This is a genomic window from Erythrobacter sp. Alg231-14 (genome assembly GCF_900149685.1).
GTDB lineage: Bacteria > Pseudomonadota > Alphaproteobacteria > Sphingomonadales > Sphingomonadaceae > Erythrobacter.
The window spans coordinates 2,570,142-2,595,756 of sequence record NZ_LT702999.1; the positions used below are offsets into that span (position 1 = coordinate 2,570,142).

Below are 25,615 nucleotides of genomic sequence, written 5' to 3' on the forward strand. Positions count from 1 at the left end.
GGCTCCTTTCGCTTCTCCTTGCGAGACGCTTACTCTTCTGGGTTGATGCTGAACATGCAAAGGCCGATCAGGACGCTTGCCAAGACCCCGGTTGCCCCTCCGACGGGAGACGGGATTGCGCCTTGGAAACCAAACATCATCACCAGTGCATTGGCGAGGATCGCGAGAGCGCCAACGATAGTGGTCGCACGGCCAACAATGCTGCCTCCTGCGCGCGACTTAGCTGTGCCGAGAACCACCGCGGCAAGCCCCAAAAGGATGTTGCCAGCATTGTAGCTGAAAAAGGACAGCGCCACGACCGAAGTCGCTACCTCTGCGAGGTCTGCGTTTGCTTCTCCAACTGCCGCAAACGGCCAGAACTGAGTCAGCCCCAACCCCACGGCCAAAAGCTTGAGTAAAGCGGCGAGCGCGATTGCAGAGAAGCCCAGAGCAAACTGCTTGGCCGTGATTGCAGCCGACATGGAAAGCGCTGCTAACAGAACGAATATTACCGCTTCAAACCGCCACATGAACAGGCGGTCCACATCGGGCGCAACTAGGAACAAAGCGGTGTAGATCGGCTGCGAGACTGCGAGCGCAATAAGCATATAGGCGATGATCTTTACAGTTCGTCCCTGTGTGAGTTCCATTTTTCGCTCCTTCTTAAATGTGAAATCTGCCAGCCCCTTGCTGGTTCGAAACTTTGATCAGGCCGGCTGCTTGCTCGACCGTGCAGAGACAGGTGGCACAGTCAGGCAGTGGGGACCTGCATTCCTGCCTGCACCGCCGCACGCTCGGCCATGGAGGCATGCCAGCGCTCGACATTTTCAAACCTCTGGTCTGTTTGCTCGCTGACAGGGTCAATTGCTGGGAGCGACCAAGGGTAGATCGCCATATCCGCTATCGAATAGTCCGCGGCGACAAAGGGTTTGTCTTCCATCTGCTGATCCAGAACTCTGAACAGCCGCGCGGCCTCATCAAAGTAGCGACGCATCGCATATGGGACCTTTTCGTCGGCAATGTTCACGAAGTGGTTGAGCTGCCCCAGCATCGGACCAAGCCCACCCATCTGCCAGCTTAGCCATTCGAGCACTCTAGTCCGTTCACCCAATGAAGTGGGAAGAAACTGACCGGTCTTTTCTGCCAGATAAATCAGGATCGCCGCGCTCTCAAAAACGGAGGCGCCAGTGCTGGGATCATAGATGGCAGGGATCTTGTTGTTGGGGCTAATCTTTAGAAAACTATCGGCAAACTGCTCTTCATTGCGGATATCAACGCAATGGACCGAATAGGGCAGGCCCATCTCTTCCAACGCTATCGAGATTTTGCGGCCATTCGGGGTCGCCCACGTATAAAGGTCGATCAAATCCTGCGTCCCTTTCACCGGTGACAGATCGAGATAACGTGCTATTTATAGAACGTCATTCAGATATCATGCACCATTCTGGTGCGTGAGTTAGCCACCTGAAGGAGTGCATTGGGATATGCTGGGCGCGAAAGATTTGGATTGGGAGGAGCTCAAGAGCTTCGCGGTGGTCGCAGATGCGGGGTCGATCCGACGCGCGGCGCGTGAGTTGGGCGTGCATCACTCCACGATTAGCCGCCGGATAGACAACCTCGAATACGCGATTGGCGCTAAACTCTTCCTGCGCCAGCCAGAGGGCTATGTTCTTAGCGCCGCGGGCGAAGATTTGGTGACAGTCGTGCGCGAATGCGGTGTTCGGTTAAATGTCGCAGAGCGGCTGATAACCGGCCAAGATCGTGACTTGAGCGGGACGGTGACCGCGACCATGGCGGGCCCTGTTGCTGAGCTGATTATTGCCCCGCGATTGGCCGAGTTTGCAGAGATGCATCCCGGTATCGAAGTGCGCATCGCGGCGACAACGCAAATCCTCGACATCTCTCGGCATGAGGCGGATGTGGCGGTGCGGGTCGACAATAATCCGCCGCAATCGCTCGTCGGAAAGCGGCTGTTCCCCTATTACGAGGCCGCCTACGCTTCACAAGCCTATCTCGACGCGCATGATTTTGAAGCCGAGCCAGAGGCTGCGCGATGGATCTCTTGGAAGGAAACGCAGGACAAGTTCATCGACCGTACAAAAGAGGCAGGCTTTGGGAAGGTTCCGCTGTGGGGCTATTTCCCCGATCCAGCCGTCCAACGCGCGGCTGCGCGTGCGGGCCTTGGCCTTGCTTTGCTGCCCTGTTTTATCGGAGATGCTGATCCAGAGCTTGTGCGGGCATCGGAGCGAAGGCCGCTCAAGGCGCGCCATATTTGGCTCCTCACCCACAGCGACCTTCGCCGGACGGCGCGTATTCGCGCCTTTATGGATTTTGCAGAGAAAGTGCTGCGCGAGGCGGAGCCGGCCTTTCAGGGCATCCGCCAGCAAAACCTCTAGCTGCGCATCTGTGGCGCACTGACGCACCACGTAGGTGCGCATTGTCCTCGTGACAGCGCATAAACGCGCCTCCATGGATGCCCGCAAGTTTGGGTCGAACCAAGCCGCACAAGCAACCAAGAGAGGCTCCATGGCATATCCCTACACAGCAGCGCTGGTTGGCGCGTTCCTCTACATATTGCAGCAGGGCCTGATGATGAACACCGGCAGCTATCGCGGCAAAGCTGGCATAGGCGTCGGCTTTGGCGATGATCGCGATCTTGAGCGCAAAATCCGGCGCCACGGCAATCTCGCGGAGAATGCAGCGATCTTCATCGCGGTGCTGGCATTGACGGAGATGCTGGTTGGCACGGGCCCTACCGTGGTGGCATTCGGCGTCGTTTTTGCGCTAGCGCGCGTGTCTCACGCCTTTGCATTCAACTCGCTCGGTGGCTCGCACGAAAAGATTGAAGGGACGCGTAAATATCTAATCGCCCGAATGCTTGGAGCGGTCCTTAGCGGGCTAACTGGCATCACGCTCAGCCTCTTCCTTATCTACTCGGTCGTTACCCGGATCGCTTGAGCGGCGTTCTGATCCTCATTCTAATCCCTTAAGTGGAGAATTCCGATGCAACATATTCGAAATGCCCTGATCGGTTTGATCGCCCTAGCCATGACCTCGCTCGCCGCTTCGCCCGCATTGGCGCAGGAAGAGGAGATGGGAGAGGGGGGAACACCTCAAGTCTATGTCAACTCAACGCCCGAGGCTTACGCAAAGATGCATCAGCTTCCCACCGATGAGCCGATCTATATGCTCAACCTTCTGCGCTTCAATGACGAGGCGAAGTATGAAGAGGGAAGCGAGTTCGCGGCAAATGGTTGGACTGGTGAACAGGCCTATGCCGAATATTCGCGTCATTCCGGCCCGATTGCCCAGCGCTTTGGCGGATCGGTTGCATTCGCGGGATTGCCGCAACTGATGCTGATCGGACCGAATGATGAAGAGTGGGATGTTGCTTTCATCGTCGCCTATCCTGACCTTGCCAGCTTTCTCTCTTTCGTGAGCGATCCAGCTTACCGAGAACACGCCTTCCACCGCAGCGCAGCGATTGCTGATTCGCGTTTGGTGCGCATGGCGGCGATGCCAGCTCCACAATAACGGGCTCAAAGCCAATCGCGTTGGCAGTCAAAGCGGCTGAATTGCCTGCCCCAGGCCCGCCATGCAGGTAGACGACGGGCTTGCCGTCTGGATTGCCGGCCTGTTCAACAAACACCCTATGGCCGTCACCAACATCCAGAAACGTCGTTTCATACGGTTCGATCGCTGGAAATAGCTCGGTCATGTCAGATCCTTCTGTCCGCGTTCCTAAGTGAGCTCAGATGCCTGCTCAAACGGTCGCCATCCGGGCACCCGCCAACAACAGAGCACCGCCAGCTACGCGGTTGATCAGCCGGACAATCCATTCTTTGACGCGCCCACTGGTCAGCCGGTCCCCGGCATAGGCGTATAGACTGTATGCGATCAGATCGAGCACGACTGTGGTCCCGCCCATGAGGAGCATTTGGAGAGCGATGGGCCTTGAGGCATCGAGAAACTGAGGGAGTATCGCTGCAAAATATAGCAGCGCCTTTGGGTTCGCAAACTCCACCAGAAATCCTTTGCCAAATAGCGAGGAGGCGGATTGCAACTTGCCTGTCGGGAATCGAATGCCGCCAGTTTTGCTGAAAATGGCCGACAGTCCAAGATAGACCAGATAGGCGACGCCCACCCATTTTATGACATTAAAAATGAACGTCGAGGCGATCAGCAATGATGCAATGCCCAACGCGGAGAGAATGAAATAGACCGCATTGGCAGACGCTACGCCCAAAGTTCCGTAGGCCGCGCGCTTGTGGCCATTACCCGCTCCTTGCGCCGCTATCGCGATTGCAGCAGGCCCCGGAACAAAGATCACCACGGCGGTGGTGAAAAAGAATATGAGATAGATTCCGAGTTCCATCGAAACTCTCCTGTTGCTGAATATCGTATTGCTATATATAGATATGGCCGAATAATGTTCCGCCACAAGGGAATTTCGGCATATGGATAAAGATACGAATATCGTTCAGCAGAAACGGGTGCCGGACCTAATTATCGATGGTACTGACCGAAAATTGTTAAGCGCGCTGGGTGAGGACTCGTCGCAATCGTATTCTGATCTCGGGGCAATAGTGCACCTTTCAGCGCCGGCAGTTCACGAACGAGTGAAGAAAATGAAAGCCGCAGGTGTAATTACGAAAACCACCATCGATCTGGATGGCGCTAAGATTGGCCGTCCGTTTTTGGCTTTTATCCATGTAAACTACACGGGCGCGGCAGCCCGAGAGAATTTTGCCAAGCTGCATGAAGATGCTGATGTTGAGGAAATTCACAGCGTCGCTGGAGACTCATGCCTCTTGATCAAGGCCCGATGCACAGATGCACCTGCTCTTGATAGGCTCTTGGTGCGAATGCGCGAATTTGGTGAAGTCACGAATACTCGAAGCCACATTGTATTGACGACATTGCTCGAACGCGGGCCGCAGGCTGAATTGGATTAGGGCTTTTTGAGATATGGTGAAACTTGCTCTTTTCCCGACGGCGATCGGTGATTGTTGCATTGCATGGCGCGGCGATAAAGTCGTCGCAGCCTCTTTGCCTGAAGAGACACCTGCCGCGACGACCGCCCGCATTGTCAAACGAACCGGAGCAGAAAGAGCCAAGCCGCCACCGGCCATTGACCGCGCTATTCAATCAATCGCGGCGCTGTTTGACGGTGAAAAAGTAGATTTGTCATTTGTCGCCTGCGACCTTGGTGAAGTCGATGCGTTCACAGCGAAGGTCTACGCTATCACGCGCGCGATCCCAGTTGGCGAGACGCTCACTTACGGAGATGTTGCCCTGCAAATCGGGAACAAGCTCTTTGCTCAAAGGGTGGGACAGGTTCTCGGGCGCAACCCTATCCCCATCATCGTTCCTTGCCACCGTGTTGTTGGTGCGAATGGCAAACTTACCGGCTTTTCAGCGCCAGGCGGCGTAGAAACCAAATTCAAGATGCTCGAAATTGAAGGGGCTCAATTTGGTGGGGCTGCAACCTTGTTTGGTGATCTTCCACTAGCGGTTAAACCACAGAAGTGACCGCTTTCACCCCCAGAATACGACAGAACAAACTTTACAGCTACCCCCAATATCGGACTTAAATCTTCAATCGCCCCTCAATAGCGTCCCAAATCATCCCGGCCGTGTCCGTCCCGTTGAATTCATCGATCGCGACAATTCCCGTCGGCGAAGTCACGTTGATCTCGGTCAGCCATTTGCCGCCGATCACATCGATACCCACAAATGTCAGGCCAAGCTGCTTCAGTTCGGGCCCCATAGCATCGCAGATTTCTTGCTCGCGCTGCGTCAGGCCGGTCGGTTCTGCGCTACCGCCCATCGCTAGGTTGCTGCGGAACTCGCCCTCGCCCGGAATGCGGTTGATCGCGCCCGCCACTTCGCCGTCGATCAGGACGATGCGTTTGTCCCCCTCTGCCACTTCGGGCAAGAAGGGTTGGACCATATGCGGTTCGGGCCATGTCTGATTGAAGACTTCGAACAAAGCGGTCAGATTGTCGCCGTCTGCGGGCACGCGAAAGATCGCTTTACCGCCATTGCCATGGATCGGTTTGACCACGATCGCGCCATGCGTCGCCATAAATCGTCGCACTTCATCGACGCTGCGTGTGACCAATGTGGGCGGCATATATTGGCGGTAATCCAACACCATCACTTTCTCAGGGGCGTTGCGAACATTGGCCGGGTCGTTGACGACCAATGTCTCATCCTTAATCCGCTCAAGCATGTGGGTTGCGGTGATGTAACCCATGTGAAACGGGGGATCCTGACGCATCAAAATAACATCGATGTCTTTGCCTAGATCAAGACGAACAGCGTCCTCTTTTTCAAAGTGATCGCCTTTGACCCGTTGGAGTTTGACTGGATACCCTTGCGCGAACAACCGATCATCCGCGTCCAGCGTCAGGCTTTCGACATGATATTCAAACACCTCATATCCGCGTTCTTGCGCAGACAACATCAAGGCAAATGAGCTGTCGCCTTTGATGTTGATGTCTTCGATCGGATCCATTTGGACGGCGATGCGCAGGGGGTTTTGACGGGTCATTCGTTCTTCCTAAGGCTGCCAAGCATTGGCGATGTGGCGTGGGTTAGTGCCCGGCGCAAGGAGGAGCACATCAATTCTTAGATCTTCGCCATCATTTGCATATTCGTGCGCGACCATTTCCACCGCCGCAGCAACCCGCGATAAACGGCGTTCATCAATCGCCGTGGCAAGGTCGGCGGCGCGTTTACGCCATTTCACTTCGATAAAGGCGACCATGCCGGCTTTGCGCATGATCAGATCAATCTCGCCCCCTTTGGTCTTCACCCGCTCTGCGACCAATTGCCAGCCTTGCTGCATCATCCATTGCGCGGCCTGAGCCTCGGCCTCTCGGCCTTTGCGCTCCGCGGTTGCGCGTTTTTCAGTCACTCCGACTTCAATTCAATCGCGCGGGAATACAAAGTTTGCCGATCCAAACCGGTCATCTTCGCAACTTTCCCCGCCGCCTTGCTTGGGCTGGAATCGAGCAGTGCGCTGCGCAACAGATCGTCTGGATCGGCGGTTGGTGCGTTATCCGTCGGTGGGCCGATCAGCAGGACGATTTCACCTTTCGGAGGATGCGCCGCGTAATGCTGGGCCAAATCATCGGCGGTGCCTGCGCGGCATTCCTCGTGCAATTTCGTCAATTCACGGGCCACGGCGATTTCACGGGTCGGCCACATTTCTCCAATCGCGCGCAGCGACCGTTCCAAACGAGGACCGGTTTCGTAAAAGACCAAGGTCGTCTCTATTGCGCCCAATTCATTCAAGACATCCTTTCGGGCCTTATCCTTGTTCGGTAGAAAGCCAGCAAACAAGAACCGATCATTGGGCAGGCCCGATAACGTCAATCCCGCAACCACTGCACATGCACCGGGAATTGTGGTGACATGGATCCCCGCGTCGCGCGCAGCGCGGACCAAACGATATCCCGGATCAGAAACCAAAGGCGTCCCTGCATCGCTTACCAAGGCAACAGGTTCGCTTAGCGCCGTTTGCAGCAGAAAATCCCGCGTTTCGCTCGATGCATGGTCATCGTAACGCCGCATTCTGGTCGAAACGTCGATCGCCTTCAAAAGTTTGCCGGTCACGCGCGTGTCTTCGCATGCAATAACGGCGCAATTGCGCAGCACGTCGACAGCACGGATCGTTACATCGCCAAGATTGCCAATAGGCGTTGCGACAATATAAAGACCCGGTTCAAGAGGTTTACTATTACGGACTGATTCAGAGCGTTGCGTGTTCACGCGCCGTTACATGAAGCAGCGATCAGGGGTCGGCAAGAATGAAGCTCACTGCAAAACCAGTTTTTCGTGCAAAATGGATGCGCGCAGGTCTGGAAAAATTGAACAGACGCAACCTTACCATTGCAGGCACCGCCTTGTTGTTGGGTGGGTGTCAATTGGTGCCAAAAACCGAAACGGTTTCAACCGCCCCTCCTCCGGCGCCAACACCGCAACCCAGCGCGACTGCACTGCCATCCGATGCAGAACGGCATCGTGTGGCGTTGTTGGTGCCTATGTCAGGCACCACTGCCGAAGTTGGCCAATCCTTGGCCAATGCGACGACAATGGCTTTGTTGGACACCAACGCGGAAAACCTTCGCATAACAACATACGATACTTCGCGCGGTGCGGCGGCTGCCGCGCGTCAGGCTATTGCCGATGGCAATCGTTTGATCCTGGGCCCTTTGTTGGCCGATAATGTTCCGGCGGTTCAGGCGGCGGCGCGTCCGGCCAATGTGCCCGCCATCGCTTTCAGCAACGATGCAACGGTCGCCAGCGCCGATGTCTTTTTAATGGGGCACATTCCCGAACAATCGATCCGACGCTCTATTCAGTATGCGCGTGACAACGGTTCAAACAACTTTGGCGCTCTGCTTCCCGAAGGGGATTATGGGCAGCGTTCGTACAATGCGCTCCAAAATTCCCTCCGCGATTACGGTGGGACCCTTGTGGGTTTTGAACGGTATGCGCGTGGCAACACCTCCATCGTTGGCGCAGCACAGCGTCTGCGCACGCGCGGCGGTTATGACACCGTTTTGATCGCCGATGGCGCGCGGCTCGCGGTTCAGGCATCGGGTGAATTGCGCAGTGACGGCGCAGAAGGCACTCGCATTCTCGGTACCGAATTGTGGAGAGGGGAAGCCGCCCTCACCCGTTCTGCGTCGATCAACGGCGCGCTGTTTTCCGCCGTATCGGATCGCCGGTTCCGCCGTTTCGCCGACAGTTACGAAGCTCGTTTCGGAACCAAACCGTATCGCATCGCCACATTGGGATACGATTCCGTCTTGCTGACATTGCGGATCGCCCGCGATTGGCGCGTGGGTCAAAACTTCCCCGTCCCGCAATTGTATGACCGCGGCGGATTCTTGGGTGTTGATGGGCCATTTCGGTTCAATCGCGATGGGATCGCAGAACGCGCATTGGAAGTTAATGAGGTGCGCGGCAACCAACTTGTACCGGTTGATGCAGCTCCAACCAGCTTTGACGACTGAAACCGGAGCAAAACGCTCTCACCGCTTCTTGTGAGTGAGCCTCAGGCGCGCCATATCAATGGCTATGTCTGATGATCTGTTTGAAAACACGCCCACCTCAAGCGGCGATTACGATAGCTCCTCCATCGAAGTCCTCGAAGGACTCGAACCGGTGCGTCGTCGTCCCGGCATGTATATTGGCGGCACTGATGATCGCGCGCTGCATCATCTTGCCGCCGAAGTGCTGGACAACGCCATGGATGAGGCGGTGGCCGGCCACGCCAGCCGGATTGAAATGCGTCTGGATGAAGCGAACCGGTTGCATATTTCGGACAATGGCCGCGGCATCCCGGTTGATGAACATCCGAAATTTCCGGGCAAATCGACCCTAGAGGTGATTTTGTCGACGCTCCATTCGGGCGGCAAGTTTTCGGGGAAAGCCTACGCAACAAGCGGCGGCCTTCACGGTGTCGGCGTTAGCGTGGTGAACGCATTGTCATCCCACACCCGAGTTGAGGTGGCGCGCGATAAGCAACTTTATGCGCAGGAGTTCTCTAAAGGCGAGACCCTAGGCAAAATTGAAGTGGTCGGCGCGGCGCCGAACCGTCGCGGGACGACTGTGAGTTTTACCCCAGACACGGAAATTTTTGGCGACCGTCAGTTTAAACCGCACCGCTTGTTCAAACTCGCCCGGTCAAAAGCGTATTTGTTCGCCGGCGTGGAAATCCGTTGGAAGTGTGCAGAAAGCCTATCCAGCGAAGACGTGCCCACAGAAGCTGTGTTCAAATTCCCCGGTGGTTTGGCCGATCATTTGGCCGAGCAAATCGGATCGCGCGAATGTGTCACCGCGCAAGTGTTCGCCGGCAATCAAGATTTCCCAGACGATAACGGCCAATCCATGGGCCGGGTCGAATGGGCGATCGGGTGGCCATTGTATTCGGACGGCTCGACAAGCTGGTATTGCAACACCGTGCCCACACCCGATGGTGGCACTCACGAACAAGGGTTGCGCGGAGCTTTGACCAAGGCCTTGCGCGCCTTTGGTGATTTGACCGGTGCCAAAAAAGCAAAAGACATCACGGCCGATGATATTATGACCGGCGGCGAGGTGATGCTTTCTGTATTTATTCGCGATCCTCAATTTCAATCTCAAACGAAAGATCGGCTGACATCACCAGAAGCCGCGCGTTTGGTGGAAAATGCGGTGCGCGATCACTTCGACCACTTCCTGACCGACAATATGGATCGGGGTAAGGCGTTGCTGGGCGAAGTCATGGAGCGCATGGATGAACGCCTGCGTCGCAAGCAAGAACGTGAGATTAAGCGCAAAACTGCGACCAATGCGAAGAAACTGCGGTTGCCCGGAAAACTGACCGATTGCTCGGGCGAAGGCGACCGGGAAACTGAATTGTTCATCGTCGAAGGAGATTCCGCGGGTGGCAGCGCGAAACAAGCGCGCGATCGGAAAACTCAGGCTATTCTCCCGATCCGGGGTAAAATCCTAAACGTTGCCAGTGCGACGGCGGACAAGATTCGCGCCAATTCCGAAATTGCGGATCTGACTTTGGCGATGGGTTGCGGCACGCGCAAAGATTGTGACGCGACCGATCTACGGTATGACCGCATCATCATCATGACCGATGCCGATGTTGACGGTGCGCATATCGCGACTTTGTTGATGACGTTCTTCTTCCAAGAAATGCCCGATGTCGTGCGAAGCGGTGCGCTGTATCTGGCACAGCCGCCACTTTACCGCCTAACTGCGGGCAAAGAGAGCCGGTACGCACGCGACGATGTGCATCGCGCGGAATTGGAAGCCACCGTCTTTAAGGGGAAAAAGGTCGAAGTCGGGCGGTTCAAAGGCTTGGGCGAAATGAACCCGCAACAGCTGCGCGAAACGACAATGAACCCAGAAACCCGATCATTGGTGCGCATCACCCTGCCGGTGGAATTTGAGCAACGGGCCGGTGTGAAAGAGTTGGTCGATCAATTGATGGGGCGCAATCCAGAACACCGGTTTAACTTCATCCAAAACCGCGCGGGCGAAATGGACCGGGACATGATCGATGCCTGATCCGGGGCAAGACGACCACGACACCGAACCCACCAGCTCGCAATATCCCGACCCAACCAAAGAAGACATCATGGCGGGCGACCGTCGCATCTCGCGACCCGATAGCTCTCTGCCCGACTGGGAAATGCCCGATGCGGCCTATCGCCCGATCCCCATCGCATGGTTTGCAGGGGCATTCCTGCTTCAAATGGGCGTGTTGGCGGGGATATTCATCCTCTTGTCCGGACAAAGCGGTTGGCTTACGATCGCGGCAGCAGGGTTGGCAACTGGGATCATCGGGCAATGGACGTGGGATCGCGGTATGCGCGAAGCGCCAACGGGGTGGAAAGTGGCCACGATCATCGTTTTGTTGGTGCAGCTTGCGTTCGTCTGCCTTGGCGCTGGGGCGCGAATTTAGCGTGACGAACAAAAATTCTTTCGCGCGGCTGTAAGAAAATCGTCCCTTGGAAGACTAAAGGGGCATGAACCAAGACGCAGAGACATTGTACCGGCAAGCAGGCGAGCAATTTGCGCCCGCTATTGCCCGTCTGGCCCAAGCAATTGAACGCAACCCAGAAAAAGCACGCGATCTTGAGCAGGATATACACTGCGCGATCTGGTCAAGTTTGACGCGCTTTAACGGGCGTTGTGCGCTGAAAACGTGGGTCTATCGAGTCGCTCACAATGTTGCCGCCGATCACATCGAAAAATCGGTGCGTGGACCCAAGAAAGTGCCGTTGGAACACATCGACACTTTGCCAGCGATGAAAGACCCCGAAAAGGACGCAGCTCAAGCGTTGGTTCTTGCTCAGGTGGCAGAATTGATCCGCCGTCTCCCTCCGCTTGATGCACAGGTGATTGTGCTTTGGCTCGAAGGGGAAAGCACCGTCAATATTTCAGACATTACCGGCCTTTCGAAAACCGCGGTTGGTGTGCGGGTTCACCGCATCAAATCGCTGATTGCGGGACATTTTGAAGAGCCCTTTGAAACAGGAGAAACATCGTGACACAATCGGACGGACCCAATGGTCCCCTCGCCGCGTGGCGCAATTTGGCATCGGAGGCGCAGTTCGCCGCCCCCGACACATGCAAAGCGCAAGCGGATCGGTTTTCGCTATATGTGCACATTCGCAATGCAATTGAGTATGGATCCGGGGCGCTCGGCCTGTTGCTTTTTATCGGGTTGACCGTGGCAGCGTCGATGAAGGACGAATGGTTGATAGCCCTATCCGGCGTGGTCGTCATTGTCGGTATCGTCGTGCTGCTATGGGGACTTTATCGCCGGGGCAGTTCCCTCGCTCGCATGCCAGAGGACGATTGCGTCACCCATCTGCGCAAACAGTATGAGCGTCAATTCATTGCCCTTCGTTCGGTGCCCCTTTGGTATATTGGCCCCTTGGTGCCCGGGCTTTACCTCTTGCTGTTCGCGATCACCTATCAAGTCGCACAAGACGTCGGTTGGACGCGTGCCATTGATGGAATTTCGTGGTCGGTTGCGGCTCTGACCGTGATGATTGCCGCGATTGCGGGGGTCAACTGGATGGGCGCTCGCGCGATCCTGCGTAAGATCAAGGCGCTCGACGCGCTGGCCTGATCCCATCCCCTACCCTAACGATACCGCATATCAGGAGTAATCGCATGACACTCTCATCCAACATCGCACCTCAGAATATCGTCTGTAAGGCGGGCCTTGCTGCCGTCCTTTCTGGCGCCGCGTTGATTGCTTTTTCTGCATTGCCAGCCCCCGCATTGGCCCAAGAGGCGTCACAGAATGAGGCAAAGGAAGAGACGGAGCAGAGCGCGCTCGAGATTAGAGCCGAGCACGTTGTTGCCATCTTCAATGGCGAGATGGACCCGCAAGACGTTTTCACCGATGGTTTCCTTGCGCAGGTTCCGCCCGCGATGCTGAACGCGACGATCCAGCAATGGTTGGCCCAATACGGGGCGGCGCAATCGGTCGACAACCTCGGTCCCGTAAGCGACACACGAACTGCTTTGGCAATTCGGATGGAACGGGCGATTGCTCGGGGTGGAATGGCGATTGATCCAGACGACGACAACCGGATCAGCGAGCTGATCTTTCAATCCTTTGATCCCATTAATGACACAGTCGAGAAAATCGAATCTGATCTAGCCGCCCTTCCCGGAACGGTCAGTGCATGGTTCGGCCCGCTTGATGGAGGGACACCCACGGTTGCAGTGAACGCAGATGCACAAATGGCGTTGGGATCGACATTCAAATTGTACGTCTTGGCCGCCTTGTCCCGCGAAGTGGCACAGGGGAAACGCAATTGGGACGACCGCGTCGATTTGAGCGTCAGCAGCTTTCCCAGTGGCATGATGCAAGATTGGCCTCAAGGCTCGCCGGTCACGCTTCACACGCTGGCCAGCCTCATGATTTCGATCAGCGATAACACCGCGACCGATCAATTGATCGCCATCCTAGGTCGCGACGCCGTTTTCCAGGCTATGGTCGACAGTGGCCACAGCGCACCCGAGCTGAACGATCCGTTTCTGACCACGCGCGAATTATTCATGTTAAAAGGCGGACCAGCAGGGCGGTTGAAGACCTATGCTCAAGGTGACGCAGAATTGCGGCTGCAGATTCTTGAAGGGATTGAAGACAATCCCGTTTCCATAGGCGACATCGGCGCAGCCTTCGCCAGCGGTCCCAACACGATTGACGTGGAATGGTTCGGCAACGCCGCCGATTTGACCAGTCTTTTCCGATTTATGCGTGAAAATGGTGAGGAGACAGCATTCCAAATCATGGGCATCAATCCATCGATGACAGCGAGCACGCGCTCACAGTGGGATTATGCAGGGTATAAGGGAGGATCAGAGCCGGGCGTTCTCAATCTGACATGGTTGGTTACCGATAATGCTGGCCAAGACCATGCCTTGGTCCTGAGTTGGAGCAATTCGGAAGCCAGTTTGACCAATGATGATCTGGAACGGATCGCCGAACGCATCTTAAACCTACCGCGATAGGCGCCGGTATGCCCACCGCTTTTCTTCCCCCCTTGCAAGGCTCGCATTGTCACCGTATCGACACGATCAAATATACGTTTTGAAGGGAAACCCATGAGCGACCAGACAACTGAACAACAGCGTTTTGAAGGCACAAGCGATTATATCGCGACCGAAGATCTAAAGGTCGCCGTTAACGCCGCCGTGACGCTGCGCCGTCCGTTGTTGGTCAAAGGTGAGCCGGGAACAGGTAAAACGGTTCTCGCGCACGAAATCGCCAAAGCGGTGGGCGCGCCCTTGATTGAGTGGAACATCAAATCCACCACCAAGGCACAACAAGGCCTGTATGAATACGATGCGGTTGCCCGTTTGCGCGATGGCCAATTGGGCGAAGAACGCGTTCACGACATCCGCAACTACATCAAAAAGGGCAAATTGTGGGAGGCGTTCACCTCTGAAAAGCTTCCCGTTTTGCTGATCGATGAAATCGACAAAGCCGATATCGAATTCCCGAACGATCTTTTGCAAGAGCTCGATCGGATGAGCTTTGACGTGTATGAAACACAAGAACGCGTCGAGGCGAAAGAACGCCCGATTGTGGTGATCACATCGAACAATGAAAAAGAATTGCCAGACGCTTTTCTGCGCCGGTGTTTTTTCCACTACATCAAGTTCCCCGACCGTGACACGATGCAATCGATCATCGATGTGCATTATCCCGGTATCCAAAAAACCTTGGTGAAAAAGGCGATGGATATCTTCTACGAATTGCGTGAAGTGCCCGGCCTTAAGAAAAAGCCGTCGACCAGCGAGTTGCTCGATTGGCTCAAGTTGCTTTTGAACGAAGACATGCCGCTCGATATTCTTCAAGATTCCAACCCGAACAGCGCGATCCCACCGCTCCACGGTGCGTTGTTGAAGAACGAGCAAGACGTGATGATGTTCGAACGGCTCGCGTTCATGGCGCGGCGGAACCCGACCTAAGTCTCAGCACTTGCACAGTTAAACGGGTGGCCTATGCTCCCTCTCATGCAATGGGCGGGGCGTAGAATGTCACCTAATTTCCTAATGAAGACACCATCGCGGATCGCCGCGATAATCTTTTGCGTGCTGGCAAATGTGGCGATTTTAACGCCCGCTTCCGCGCAAGTGCCCGAAATCGAGATAGCCAACGACAAGGATTGGCAGCACGACTGGACGCCGATGGTGTTCCCTGCCCAGATCGACAGCTTCCAACGGCAATCGATCAGCCAGTTTGAAGAACGCGACACGAATATTGCGTCCCAATATTACGACGAAGAATCCAAGACGATTCTTTCTATTTACATCTACCGTCCCGGCAATCCCAACAGCGCAATCTGGTTTGATCGCGCTCTGATGTCGATTGGTGCCCGCGATATCTACGGCGATGTCGATTTGGAGGAAATTAAGGTTGGTTCTTTCGTGCCCAATGGTGGCACCGTGGAAAGCGGCCAATACGCCGTCATCAAACCATCCGGAAGGTTTCGCAGCACCGCAGTCTCTCTTTATCAAGCGGGTGAATGGCTTGTGAAGCTCCGCATCAGTTCGCGGGAATTGAGCGTGGGTCCAATGGAAACTCTGCTCAAATCGATCAATGGCGCCCTCCCTGCACTTGAGAATATTTCGCGAACGCCGGCTTATTTTGTCAAACTGTGCGAAACTCCAATGTCGACCAAATCCGCGGCCGAAATTGAGGCAGATTCTGGGATGTCGGTTGCGCTTGGATTGAGTTTTGTGACTGGCAACGAAACCGAGGTTCAAGACCAATTGGCGGACCCAAACGGTGCGCCTAATGGGCAAAGTCCTCGTCAATATTGCCGGGTCGGCGAACGCGAGCCCAGTTTCAATGTCTACCGTCCAGACGAAACCGCTAACCAATATTATGTGGCAACGGGCGATTCCGGCTTTGGCGTAATGGTTGCGCCCGATCCATTGTTGGGTCTCTTGACCGGGGACGAGGCGAAGGTTCATCGCATCACGGTGTCCACTTCATCGGGATTAATCACTCAAATCCTTGGTGTCTTTGATGCGATACCCAACCTTGATCAAACCATACAGGCCGTGAACAACGGGCGCGTTATCGCAACGATCAATCGAACGTTGGGCGATGAAGGACAATCCATAAGTGTGTCGTCCGGCACCTCGACGGCCGAATCCGACGCCTCTTCAGAATCTGAAAGCAGTGACGATTAAGCGCTGTAGGCGAATTCAAAATCACCCCAACGCCGTCCGTTGATGAACAACGGAATATAGACGTTGCGCACGACCACATAATGTTGGCCGTCGCCCTCTTGCCGGTACACAGCCATCATATATGGGGCGGCGCTTTTCTTGGCGCGTTTGTCGATTGGCTCCATCAAAATACGGCCGTTGCGGCAATATTTCGTGTCATGCGCAATGTCGCCTGTTGGCTCTTGGGACATCGCGCTGAGATGGGTCGGTAGAAAGCCTTTCATATCGGTGCATGCCGCCGCCAAAATGTCTTTGCCGGTGTTTGTTGCAGCATCGAACAAAGGTTGCCAATTGCGATCGGCCCAATCGTTCAGAGCGGTGAAAAAGCGCGGCGGATTGCTACCCTTAATCGGCGTGTAATTGTCGTCGAAAAATTCGCTTTGCGTGATTTCACCCTTGGCGATTGCTTCTTCTGCGATCTTCGCAACTTCTTGCGCCAACCCCTGAGCGCGTTCGACCATCACGCTGTCTTGCGGGCACAAACCGGCCTGCACGAGGGAATCGAACATTTCGCTGGCGGTTAGATCCAGTTCTTCCATGCGACTGTGCGCGCCCTGCAGTTTGTCTTCATTGGTGCGCGCGGCTTCGTCAAAACTGGTGAGCACTTTTTGTACGGCATCCACGTGGCCGCTGATCGTGCCGGTGGAACGGGCGATAACATCGTTCTGTTTGTCGACTTCTTCGACCAATTCGCCAACGCTGGAAATCGTGCTTTCGATGCGCGCCACGGACTCTTTGGCGGCGCCGCTTGCTTCTGATCCATCTTCGATCCGACCAATAACGGTGCTGGCTTCATCGCCCAACGCATCGATCGTTGAAGCGATTTCGATCGTCGCTTGGCGGGTGTCATTGGCGAGGCTCTTCACTTCGCTTGCAACAACAGCAAACGTACGACCTGCATCGCCTGCGCGCATCGCCTCAATTGTAGCGTTCAGCGCCAATATGTTGGTGGTTTCGGCAATGTCTTCAATGTCTTTGGCGCTGCGGCGGACTTGTTCCATGGCGGCGGAAAAGCTGGTCACGTGTTGACCCAATGTGTCGACCATTTCGAGCAAGGATCCGATCTGCCCCAATGACGATTGGATCAAGGAGGTGCCCTCACCCAACCGTTCAATCGCTCGCTCGGACAACAATCGCGCTTCGTCGCTGGCTTCGGAAACTTTGGTTTGATCGGCTTCCAATGCGGTCACTGTGCCGCGCAACGCTTCGTGTTCTTCGCGCAACGCTTCGGACGATTGGATCACGGCCTCAACCACGCCGGCCACGTCGGAACAGCCGACCGTAACGGCCCCGCATTTTTCCGGAATTTGGTCCAGCGCCGATGCGTTGGCTGTGTCTATGGTTATAGGCTTCATTATCTGGCTCGTTCCCCTGTGTAGCGTGGGCCTAGCTCAGATATGGTTAGCGAACCTTTAAGCGATCCCACGGATGCCTTACTTTGATGCCTTTCCATGCAGCGAACAGGCAGGGCGAAAGGGGTGGTAAGAGGCGACAATCGCGGTTAGAAACAAGGTATGTTTTTCAACTTTATGGACGAGCTGCGCGAATCCGGCATTGGCGCGAGCTTCAAAGAACATCTGACGCTGCTTGAGGCGCTCGATAGAGACGTCATCGAACAAACGCCTGAGGCATTTTATTACCTCAGCCGCGCTACCTTTGTGAAAGACGAAGGGATGCTCGATAAGTTCGATCAAGTGTTCCACAAAGTGTTCAAAGGGATCATGACCGATTACGGTCAAAACCCGGTCGATATTCCCGAAGATTGGTTGAAAGCCGTCGCCGAGAAATTCCTCACCGAAGAGGAAATGGCCGAGATTGAATCTCTTGGCGATTGGGACAAGATTATGGAGACGTTGAAAGAACGTCTCGCCGAACAAGAAAAGCGCCACGAAGGCGGCAGCAAATGGATCGGCACTGGGGGCAAATCCCCGTTCGGTAATTCCGGCTACAATCCCGAAGGCGTGCGCATTGGCGGCGAAAGCAAGCACAAGCGCGCGATCAAAGTGTGGGAAAAGCGCGAGTTTAAGAACCTCGACAACACCAAAGAGCTGGGCACGCGCAACATCAAGATGGCCCTGCGCCGTTTGCGTCGTTTTGCCCGCGAAGGGGCTCAGGACCAGCTTGATCTGGATGCGACGATTGATGGCACAGCAAAGCAAGGTTGGCTCGACATTCACATGCGCGCCGAACGCCGCAATGCGGTAAAATTGCTGTTGTTCCTTGATGTTGGCGGATCCATGGACCCCTTCATCAAACTGGTCGAAGAACTGTTCAGCGCGGCAACGGCAGAATTCAAAAACCTTGAATTCTTCTACTTCCACAACTGCCTCTACGAAGGCGTGTGGAAAGACAACAAACGCCGCTGGCAAGAACGCACCAAAACATGGGACGTGCTGCACAAATACGGCCATGATTACAAAGTGATCTTTGTGGGCGATGCTGCGATGAGCCCCTATGAAATCACCCATGCCGGCGGCAGTGTCGAACATATGAACGAAGAGGCCGGCGTCGCGTGGATGAAACGCGTCACCGACACCTACCCCGCGACCGTATGGCTAAACCCCGTGCCCGAAAAGCAATGGGGCTATTCGCAATCTACCAAGATGATGAAAGAGCTGGTGAACGACCGGATGTACGGCCTGACACTCGATGGCTTGGACGATGCAATGCGGGAGCTGAGCCGCAAGCAGGGGCATTGATCAGGTGAAAATTGCCCTCAAAGGCGGCCTGGTTATTCTTGGGCTGCTCGTAACTCTCTTGCTATTTTTTGCCATTTGGCTGTGGACCGCAGTTCACTTGCCTACTGTCTTGCCACCCTCTCAAGCGCCGTCGCGCGGCGACACTGTCTTGTCAGGGTTTTATGCGCCACCCGAACGCATGCCCGCTGAACCGGGCGTGATGATCCGGCAAGAAGATCTCAGTGGCAATTCCATCCTAGAAAGCGCGGGTGCAAACATTCGCCTTCTATACAGTTCGACCGATGGACTTGGGGCCGAAGCGATCACGCCCGTCTCTGGCGCACTATATCTGCCCGAAGGCGAACCGCCTGAAGGGGGGTGGCCGCTGATGATTTGGTCGCATGGCACCGTTGGCATCGGCGATGTCTGCGCGCCTTCCTATGCTGGTCGGGGTGAGCGTGATCCGATCTACCTCAACCCTTGGCTTGAACAGGGGTTTGCGATTGCGGCGTCTGATTATCAGGGCCTCGGCACACCGGGAACGCACCCATACATGGATGCGCGCACAATGGCGTATAATAATCTGGATTTGGCGAGGGCCCTTCAGGCGAGCGATGTGCCATTGTCGGCTCGCTTAGTGATTGCAGGGCAATCCCAAGGGGCGACCGGTGCAATCGCGAGCGCAAGCTATGCCAATTCCTACGCGCCCGACGTTGATCTTGCAGGCATTATAGCCACAGGCATTCCACATTTTTCAGCGCCAGTCATCTGGGAGCTGGTCGCCAATTCTGACCGCGACGAAGCCTCCGCATCGCTCAGTTTATCTTTGTATATGCTAACCTTTGCTGAAATGTTGGATCCCGATTTTAAGCTGGACCCGGTGCTTACTGATCAAGCAAGGCCGGTCGTGGAGCAGATCGGTCAAACCTGCGTGTTCGACTTTGTTGCCAACACGCAGGAAGCCGAGCTTTCCAATAGCACTACTTTCGTATCCCGGGTCGAAGTCCCACTTATGCAAGTGTTTTCGCGCGCGAATTTGTATAACCTTGATTTTGACACGCCGGTTTTTGCAGGATCGGGCACGGCCGACAAAATCACGCCCTTCTTCATGCAACAGGAGTTTCTTGCCGACGCATGCGCCGCTGGAGCGACGATCAATGCTGTGACCTACGAGGGCGCCAACCACAATCAAGGATTATTGAAATCCACGCAAGGCGCTCAAGATTTTGCTAGGCTGGTATTATCCGACGGCAAGGTAGCGAACACCTGTGAGCAATAATGCCATTATTCAATAAAGCACTATACGGCCAGCTGGCGTGGTTTGCGATGGCGACAATTTACAATTGCCTTAGCCTGTTTTCTTTGACCCACTCTCAGACCGGATATGCCGGCGATCAGGCCACCACCCTTTCGGCCATGGGGGCCGTCATCGCATTCACCACGGTGACGTTGATCGGCTTGAAAGGTTGGCTTTTGGCATACCGTTTTCTCGCGCCAACAGTCACAGTGCTGTTGTTGCTTGGCGGCGTTCTCAAACATGTGATTGCCGGTCCGACCGACTACGCCTCGCAGCTCGCTTGGGTCCTTGCGATTGCCATCAACCTCGTTGGCTTTGCCGCCTTTGCGTTGGGATCATGGACCGCATTGAGAGATGCTCCTCTCGCCGCTGTGGATCAATAAATCACATGTTCCCGCACGGCCTGCGCCCATGTCGCCTCATCGTGCGATGCCAGCGCGTCTAGCGCGTCCGGCCCCGCATCGGCATCATCAACCCATTCGCGCAGTGACGGGCCACCATTGATCACATCAATCGCAAGCACATCATTGGTGTATTCATATTTGAAGTCTTTCCCCCGCCACAGATCATAATCGGGATAAAGCCGCCGGATCGCCTTGAACGCGAGCGCCTGCAACCGCCACGGTTGGAACTGATCGTGGCGATAATCCGGCCCTTCTGCGTGCAACATCAAAGCATTGCAGAGCTTTCCTGCGTGTTTGTGGAAAGTCGGTTCGAACCAGCAATCGCGAACGCGCACACCGGCGCACCATTCCGGCGCAAAGGACTTCATCTCCGCCATCACCGCTTTGGCGTCGATGTCAGGAGCGCCGAACAGGACCTCCAATGGCCGCGTGGTCCCGCGGCCCTCTGACACGCTGGCGCCTTCGATCATCACGGTCCCGGCGTAACACCGCGCCATATTGACGCTGGCGGCGTTGGGCGAAGGGTTGATCCAAACCCGATCGGCGGGCCAGCCATAGCCGGACCCGACCGTCTTATTCCCGGAGGCAGGACGCCACCCTTCCATCGGCACCACTTTGTAAGAAACATCCAAGTCGAAATGTTCGACGAACCAATGGCCCATTTCACCCAATGTCAGGCCATGCCGCATTGGCATCGGGGCTGCTCCCACGAAGCTTTCATGTCCTGGAACAAGCATTGTACCTTCGACTATCCGCCCTGCTGGGTTTGGTCGATCAAGGACCCACACTTCCTTTCCAACTTTCTCTGCTTCTTCAAGCAGATAGAGCAAGGTGGTAACAAAGGTGTAGATGCGACATCCCAGATCCTGAAGGTCGAAGAGGAAGACATCCGCGCTCGACATCATTTGCCCGGTTGGGCGGCGCACTTCCCCGTATAGCGAAAAGATCGGAATACCATATTGCGCGTCCACCTCGTCAGAGGTTTCAACCATATTGTCTTGCTTATCGCCTTTAAGACCGTGCTGCGGCCCAAAGGCGCTGGTCACATTGACACCGGCCGCGATCAACGCGTCCAGCGAATGCGTTAGATCCTCCGTCACACTCGCCGGATGCGCGACGAGGCCGACGCGACGCCCCTCCAATTGTTTAAGCAGAGCAGGATCAGCGAGGAGCCGGTCGATTCCGAATTTCACAGAAGAAGTCATAGAAAGCGAAGTGGAACAGCCCAGCGCCAAACGCAATTGCTTTTGCGCCTGTCGACGGTTTAGTCACGCTCAACGATGATCTGGCGGCATGCTTCGGAATGAAATTCCGCTTTGCCAGGGCCAAAGGCAAGAGCCCAAAATTGAAGACCGCCATCGGCGTGTTCGACAATAGCGTTGAGAGCAACCTGAGCAGGAACGGGCAATTCTGCGGAAATGTTCGCTTTCAAAACCAACTCACCCTGACCATTCGTCACCGATTTACCGCAACTCAATGAAATGGCGTCAACCGGGGCATCACGCATACCCTTGCGGAACGCATCAAAATCATACGCTGCCCACCGACCCGACGGCGACAGGTTGAATTCCCGGTACCAAGTGCCGCCGATCGGCTGCCAAAAAATCTCAAAACAGGTGGTTTTCCATAGGTCATCGGTGCGCAGCGAGGGCCCTTCAGGAGGCAGGGTGATTGCATCCACTGCCCCATCGAGGCGAAATTCGGCCTGACACCCGGTGGGGGTGGAATGAACGCGTGCGGTTACAGCTTTGATGGGGCCGAGATCGCAGGATTTGTGAAGCATAAGCGGTTGCATATCGGCATCTATTGCGCAGCAAGACACGTTGAGCAAGCATCGGGTGCGTAAGCCACTAGAAGCGGTCAACGCACACTGTTAAGCGGTTAGGCTATGAGCAAATACGAATCCGATCTGCTGCGCCTTTTGGAAGCGCGCGGCCACCTGCACCAGATAACCGATGCTGCGGCGCTTGATGCGCTTGCCAAACGCAAGGTTATCACCGGCTATGTCGGCTTCGATCCTACGGCCCCTTCGCTCCATATCGGCAACCTTGCGTCGATCATGTTGCTGCGCCGGTTGCAGCAATCCGGCCATCGCCCGATCGTAATCATGGGCGGCGGCACCGCCAAAGTCGGCGATCCATCGGGCAAAGATGAAACGCGCCAAATGATGACCGACGAACGGCTTGCGGGGAACATCGCGTCTATCAAGGGTAGCTTTGAACGCGTTCTGCGCTTTGATGAAAGTGAAAGCGGTGCGATCCTAATCAACAACGATGATTGGCTGAGCAAGCTGGGCTATATTGAATTGCTGCGCGATGTCGGCCCGCATTTCACTATCAACCGGATGTTGAGTTTTGATTCGGTGAAAACCCGTTTGGATCGGGAACAGCCGCTGAGCTTCCTCGAATTCAATTACATGATCATGCAAGCTTACGATTACCTCGTTTTGGCGCGCGACTATGATTGCCAATTGCAATTGGGCGGCAGTGATCAATGGGGCAACATCGTCAACGGGATCGAGTTGAACCGCCGCATTGACGGCCGCGAAGTCTATGGTTTTACCGCGCCGCTCATCACTCGCGCCGATGGGGCAAAGATGGGCAAATCCGTCGATGGCGCCATCTGGCTAAACGAAGAGCAATTGCCGGCGTATGATTTCTGGCAATATTGGCGCAACACCGATGACCGTGATGTTGGACGGTTCCTGCGCCTGTTTACCGATTTACCATTGGATGAAATTACTCGATTGGAAGCGTTGGAAGGCGCGGAAATCAACGACGCCAAAGTCATTCTTGCCAATGAAGTGACGAAGATGGTTCGCGGTGAGGACGCAGCAGAGGGCGCAGAGATCACCGCGCGCGATACATTTACAGAAGGCGGAGCGGGTGATGATCTACCGACCTTAGCCGTCGGCGAATCCGGAATGCGGTTGGGCGCAGTGTTGACGGATATTGGCTTTACGGCATCCAATAAGGAGGCAAAGCGCAAGATTGCCGAGGGCGCGGTAAAGATCGATGGCGACACCATCCTAGACGCTGGATACGTCGTGGTTGCACATGCCGGAGCCAGCCTAAAACTCAGCCTGGGCAAAAAGAAACACGGCCTAATTACGCGTTGATACGTGCTGCGCTTGCGTTTGATGTTCGAGATCCCGGTTAGGATTGAGACAAAACTTTACGAATTATCAGCCTTTACCCCGCATTAGTGACAGGTACCCAGCGTAAGTTTGGGTAGGGTCAAACCAAGAAGGGGTGTGGACTGTGTCTGCTGGAGCAAGTCTTAGCGTAACTGATATGCGTCGCGCGGCGCGTCATCCGGTGGATTTTCCGGTGATCGTTGAACATTTCGCCCATGGTGATTTGAACCTCCATGTCTGCAATATTTCTGCACATGGCTTTATGGTTGATGATGCAGGTAAACTTGATCGCGGCGATCGAGTCATAATTCGTTTGCCGGTTGTTGGCCGAATTGAAGCCTATGTCATCTGGACCCGCGATGCGCGTGCTGGATTTCAATTTGAACGGATCATCCGACTTGATGATTTTGTGGCGATTATCGACACATTGCAACCGAACCCGCGCCTTCGCCGCGATCGGTAATCTGACGACCTTCTAAAAGATCTGAACCAATCTGATGGGGTGAAAGCTTGGCAGTGTGCATCGCACCTGTCATGGCGTTTGGGTGAGCGATTTAGAACCCACCCATCCATTTCAATTCCACAATTTCCGCGCCTATTGGGTGTGTCGTTTGGCGGTGACATTGGCGCAATACGCCATGCTGATTGTGATCCAATGGCAGGCCTACAATCTTGCGCGCGACAGTGGCATGAACGTCGCAGAAGGGTCCGGGACCCTCGCGATCATTGGCCTGCTCCAATTTCTGCCCTTGTTCATTCTTACACCGTTTACCGGTCTTGCTGCCGACAAGTTTGACCGGCGGATGTTGGGGCTGATCACAATTGCGATGCAGTTGGCTTGCGCCGTCATCCTTGCTTATTTCAGCATGACAGGCATGGTCACCCTCCCCATTCTGTTTGGGATCGCCATTGTTCTGGGCGTTGCGCGCGGATTTGCTGGCCCTGCTTTATCGGCGCTCTCCCCTAATCTGGTGCCAAAGGCGATCTTGCCGACCGCCATCGCGCTGTCATCAATCTCATGGCAGGTTGGCATGTTGGTTGGTCCGGCGATCGGAGCGTTGTTGTACGCGCAAGAGCCCGCCCTACCCTATATCGTTGCCGCTGGGTTGTTTGTGATCGCGGGAATTGCCTTGGCGTTGGTGGGCAAAGTGCCCCAGCCCGCGATGCGCGCGGATCAACGTCCTATCGGTGCAATCATCGATGGGTTGCGCTATGTCATTCGCAACAAAATGGTCTTGAGCGCGATCACCCTTGATCTGTTTGCGGTTTTTCTAGCCGGTGCCAATTCGTTGATCCCGGTGTTCGCGCGCGACATTTTGGTAGTTGGCGAAAACGGGCTCGCAATGCTGGCGGCGGCCACTCCGGCGGGTGCGTTGGTGACGGCGATCTTTTTCTCATTCCGTCCCCTCAAAACGCAGGTCGGGCCCAAAATGTTGGGTGCGGTCGGCGTGTTCGGCGTGGCCACGATCCTATTTGGTCTTTCGACCAGCCTTACCTTGAGCCTCGCCATGCTGTTCATCATCGGCGCAGCGGATATGTTCAGCGTCTATGTCCGACAATCGCTGATCCAATTGCACACCCCCGATGACAAACGCGGGCGGGTGTCATCGGTTAGCATGATGACAATTAGCGCTTCGAATGAAGGCGGCGATGCATTTTCGGGCAGCCTTGCCTATATTATCGGTCCGGTCGGGGCGATTGTCGCGGGCGGTGCCGGCGCGCTTGTAACCGTTTTGGTCTGGAGCCGAATATTCCCAGTGTTGCGGACAACGAAGAGCTTCGATCCGCCAGAACATCTGATAGAACGACAATCAGAATGAAAATCTCAGGAGGCCTG

Annotated in this window: 28 protein-coding genes; 19 read left to right on the forward strand and 9 right to left on the reverse strand. The window is 55.3% G+C overall.

Features of this window, described 5'->3' with window-relative positions; translation table 11 throughout:
• Positions 1-29: 29 nt before the first annotated feature.
• Both BQ8290_RS12285 and BQ8290_RS12290 read right to left on the reverse strand, forming a co-directional pair.
• On the reverse strand, positions 30-629 hold the full coding sequence (locus BQ8290_RS12285; protein ID WP_108790728.1) for a thiamine biosynthesis protein ThiC: 600 nt from the start codon (positions 627-629) through the stop codon (positions 30-32).
• 101 nt (positions 630-730) lie between these two features.
• Positions 731-1,345, reverse strand: a complete 615-nt coding sequence (locus BQ8290_RS12290) for a glutathione S-transferase N-terminal domain-containing protein (protein WP_108792373.1) — start codon at positions 1,343-1,345, stop codon at positions 731-733.
• A 118-nt stretch (positions 1,346-1,463) separates the two neighbouring features.
• Here BQ8290_RS12290 and BQ8290_RS12295 point away from each other — a divergent pair, with 118 nt between their 5' ends.
• The 3 genes from BQ8290_RS12295 (at position 1,464) to BQ8290_RS12305 (ending at position 3,513) form a co-directional block, all read left to right on the forward strand.
• Positions 1,464-2,375 (forward strand): LysR substrate-binding domain-containing protein, encoded by a 912-nt coding sequence (locus tag BQ8290_RS12295; RefSeq protein ID WP_108790730.1) that lies wholly within the window; start codon positions 1,464-1,466, stop codon positions 2,373-2,375.
• 130 nt (positions 2,376-2,505) lie between these two features.
• On the forward strand, positions 2,506-2,937 hold the full coding sequence (locus tag BQ8290_RS12300; RefSeq protein ID WP_337661380.1) for an MAPEG family protein: 432 nt from the start codon (positions 2,506-2,508) through the stop codon (positions 2,935-2,937).
• Between the two features lie 45 nt (positions 2,938-2,982).
• On the forward strand, positions 2,983-3,513 hold the full coding sequence (locus tag BQ8290_RS12305; RefSeq protein WP_337661381.1) for a DUF1330 domain-containing protein: 531 nt from the start codon (positions 2,983-2,985) through the stop codon (positions 3,511-3,513).
• 229 nt (positions 3,514-3,742) lie between these two features.
• Here the strand turns inward: BQ8290_RS12305 and BQ8290_RS12315 are convergent, their stop codons facing one another.
• Positions 3,743-4,354, reverse strand: a complete 612-nt coding sequence (locus BQ8290_RS12315) for a LysE family transporter (RefSeq protein ID WP_108790734.1) — start codon at positions 4,352-4,354, stop codon at positions 3,743-3,745.
• Positions 4,355-4,436: 82 nt separating this feature from the next.
• Here BQ8290_RS12315 and BQ8290_RS12320 point away from each other — a divergent pair, with 82 nt between their 5' ends.
• Complete coding sequence (locus BQ8290_RS12320) at positions 4,437-4,934, forward strand: AsnC family transcriptional regulator (protein ID WP_108790736.1); 498 nt, start codon at positions 4,437-4,439, stop codon at positions 4,932-4,934.
• 13 nt (positions 4,935-4,947) lie between these two features.
• A complete protein-coding gene (locus tag BQ8290_RS12325) occupies positions 4,948-5,511 on the forward strand; it encodes a methylated-DNA--[protein]-cysteine S-methyltransferase (protein ID WP_108790738.1) in 564 nt (187 codons plus the stop codon).
• A 58-nt stretch (positions 5,512-5,569) separates the two neighbouring features.
• Here the strand turns inward: BQ8290_RS12325 and gshB are convergent, their stop codons facing one another.
• The 3 genes from gshB to rsmI are packed head-to-tail and all read right to left on the reverse strand — an operon-like array spanning position 5,570 to position 7,758.
• Positions 5,570-6,535: a glutathione synthase gene (gene gshB, locus BQ8290_RS12330; RefSeq protein ID WP_108790740.1), complete on the reverse strand. Its 966-nt coding sequence runs from the start codon at positions 6,533-6,535 to the stop codon at positions 5,570-5,572.
• Positions 6,536-6,544: 9 nt separating this feature from the next.
• A complete protein-coding gene (locus BQ8290_RS12335) occupies positions 6,545-6,901 on the reverse strand; it encodes a YraN family protein (protein WP_108790742.1) in 357 nt (118 codons plus the stop codon).
• Positions 6,898-7,758, reverse strand: coding sequence for a 16S rRNA (cytidine(1402)-2'-O)-methyltransferase (rsmI, locus tag BQ8290_RS12340; RefSeq protein ID WP_108790745.1), 861 nt, complete (start codon positions 7,756-7,758; stop codon positions 6,898-6,900). The genes BQ8290_RS12335 and rsmI overlap by 4 nt, the downstream gene beginning before the upstream one ends.
• 38 nt (positions 7,759-7,796) lie before the next feature.
• Between rsmI and BQ8290_RS12345 the strand changes: the two genes are divergently transcribed.
• The 8 genes from BQ8290_RS12345 to BQ8290_RS12380 all read left to right on the forward strand — a co-directional run bounded on the left by BQ8290_RS12345 (position 7,797) and on the right by BQ8290_RS12380 (position 16,224).
• On the forward strand, positions 7,797-9,008 hold the full coding sequence (locus BQ8290_RS12345; RefSeq protein ID WP_337661382.1) for a penicillin-binding protein activator: 1,212 nt from the start codon (positions 7,797-7,799) through the stop codon (positions 9,006-9,008).
• Between the two features lie 64 nt (positions 9,009-9,072).
• Positions 9,073-11,061, forward strand: a complete 1,989-nt coding sequence (gene parE, locus BQ8290_RS12350; protein WP_108790749.1) for a DNA topoisomerase IV subunit B — start codon at positions 9,073-9,075, stop codon at positions 11,059-11,061.
• Positions 11,054-11,458, forward strand: a complete 405-nt coding sequence (locus tag BQ8290_RS12355) for a hypothetical protein (RefSeq protein WP_108790751.1) — start codon at positions 11,054-11,056, stop codon at positions 11,456-11,458. Before parE ends, BQ8290_RS12355 begins: the two co-directional genes overlap by 8 nt.
• Positions 11,459-11,522: 64 nt before the next feature.
• Positions 11,523-12,047, forward strand: a complete 525-nt coding sequence (locus tag BQ8290_RS12360; protein ID WP_108790753.1) for a sigma-70 family RNA polymerase sigma factor — start codon at positions 11,523-11,525, stop codon at positions 12,045-12,047.
• Positions 12,044-12,634, forward strand: coding sequence for a hypothetical protein (locus tag BQ8290_RS12365; protein ID WP_108790755.1), 591 nt, complete (start codon positions 12,044-12,046; stop codon positions 12,632-12,634). The genes BQ8290_RS12360 and BQ8290_RS12365 overlap by 4 nt, the downstream gene beginning before the upstream one ends.
• Before the next feature lie 44 nt (positions 12,635-12,678).
• Positions 12,679-14,031: a serine hydrolase gene (locus tag BQ8290_RS12370; protein WP_108790757.1), complete on the forward strand. Its 1,353-nt coding sequence runs from the start codon at positions 12,679-12,681 to the stop codon at positions 14,029-14,031.
• A gap of 93 nt (positions 14,032-14,124) precedes the next feature.
• The gene (locus BQ8290_RS12375) at positions 14,125-14,994 is read left to right on the forward strand and encodes an AAA family ATPase (protein ID WP_108790759.1); all 870 of its coding nucleotides are present in this window, start codon (positions 14,125-14,127) and stop codon (positions 14,992-14,994) included.
• A 66-nt stretch (positions 14,995-15,060) separates the two neighbouring features.
• Entirely contained in the window at positions 15,061-16,224 is a 1,164-nt protein-coding gene (locus tag BQ8290_RS12380; RefSeq protein WP_337661383.1) for a hypothetical protein, read from the forward strand.
• On the opposite strand, the gene BQ8290_RS12385 is transcribed toward BQ8290_RS12380, so the two are convergent.
• Positions 16,221-17,618 carry a methyl-accepting chemotaxis protein gene (locus tag BQ8290_RS12385; RefSeq protein ID WP_108790763.1) on the reverse strand — a complete coding sequence of 466 codons (1,398 nt, stop codon included), beginning with the start codon at positions 17,616-17,618 and terminating at the stop codon, positions 16,221-16,223. The genes BQ8290_RS12380 and BQ8290_RS12385 overlap by 4 nt on opposite strands.
• A 159-nt stretch (positions 17,619-17,777) precedes the next feature.
• Between BQ8290_RS12385 and BQ8290_RS12390 the strand changes: the two genes are divergently transcribed.
• From BQ8290_RS12390 to BQ8290_RS12400, 3 genes are read left to right on the forward strand one after another with little or no spacing between them, the layout of a single operon-like run.
• Positions 17,778-18,962, forward strand: coding sequence for a VWA domain-containing protein (locus tag BQ8290_RS12390; RefSeq protein WP_108790765.1), 1,185 nt, complete (start codon positions 17,778-17,780; stop codon positions 18,960-18,962).
• A gap of 4 nt (positions 18,963-18,966) precedes the next feature.
• Positions 18,967-20,220 carry a lipase family protein gene (locus BQ8290_RS12395; protein ID WP_108790767.1) on the forward strand — a complete coding sequence of 418 codons (1,254 nt, stop codon included), beginning with the start codon at positions 18,967-18,969 and terminating at the stop codon, positions 20,218-20,220.
• Positions 20,220-20,621 (forward strand): hypothetical protein, encoded by a 402-nt coding sequence (locus BQ8290_RS12400; RefSeq protein WP_108790769.1) that lies wholly within the window; start codon positions 20,220-20,222, stop codon positions 20,619-20,621. The genes BQ8290_RS12395 and BQ8290_RS12400 overlap by 1 nt, the downstream gene beginning before the upstream one ends.
• Here BQ8290_RS12400 and BQ8290_RS12405 read toward each other — a convergent pair.
• Positions 20,615-21,835 (reverse strand): exo-beta-N-acetylmuramidase NamZ domain-containing protein, encoded by a 1,221-nt coding sequence (locus tag BQ8290_RS12405; RefSeq protein ID WP_108792377.1) that lies wholly within the window; start codon positions 21,833-21,835, stop codon positions 20,615-20,617. The two genes, BQ8290_RS12400 and BQ8290_RS12405, sit on opposite strands and share 7 nt — an antisense overlap.
• Positions 21,836-21,906: 71 nt before the next feature.
• Complete coding sequence (locus tag BQ8290_RS12410; RefSeq protein ID WP_337661384.1) at positions 21,907-22,437, reverse strand: hypothetical protein; 531 nt, start codon at positions 22,435-22,437, stop codon at positions 21,907-21,909.
• Positions 22,438-22,530: 93 nt separating this feature from the next.
• Between BQ8290_RS12410 and tyrS the strand changes: the two genes are divergently transcribed.
• The 3 genes from tyrS (at position 22,531) to BQ8290_RS12425 (ending at position 25,598) form a co-directional block, all read left to right on the forward strand.
• Positions 22,531-23,760, forward strand: a complete 1,230-nt coding sequence (tyrS, locus tag BQ8290_RS12415; protein ID WP_108790771.1) for a tyrosine--tRNA ligase — start codon at positions 22,531-22,533, stop codon at positions 23,758-23,760.
• A 142-nt stretch (positions 23,761-23,902) separates the two neighbouring features.
• The gene (locus BQ8290_RS12420; RefSeq protein WP_337661385.1) at positions 23,903-24,241 is read left to right on the forward strand and encodes a PilZ domain-containing protein; all 339 of its coding nucleotides are present in this window, start codon (positions 23,903-23,905) and stop codon (positions 24,239-24,241) included.
• Positions 24,242-24,323: 82 nt separating this feature from the next.
• Complete coding sequence (locus tag BQ8290_RS12425) at positions 24,324-25,598, forward strand: MFS transporter (RefSeq protein WP_108790775.1); 1,275 nt, start codon at positions 24,324-24,326, stop codon at positions 25,596-25,598.
• The last annotated feature ends 17 nt before the right edge of the window (positions 25,599-25,615 follow it).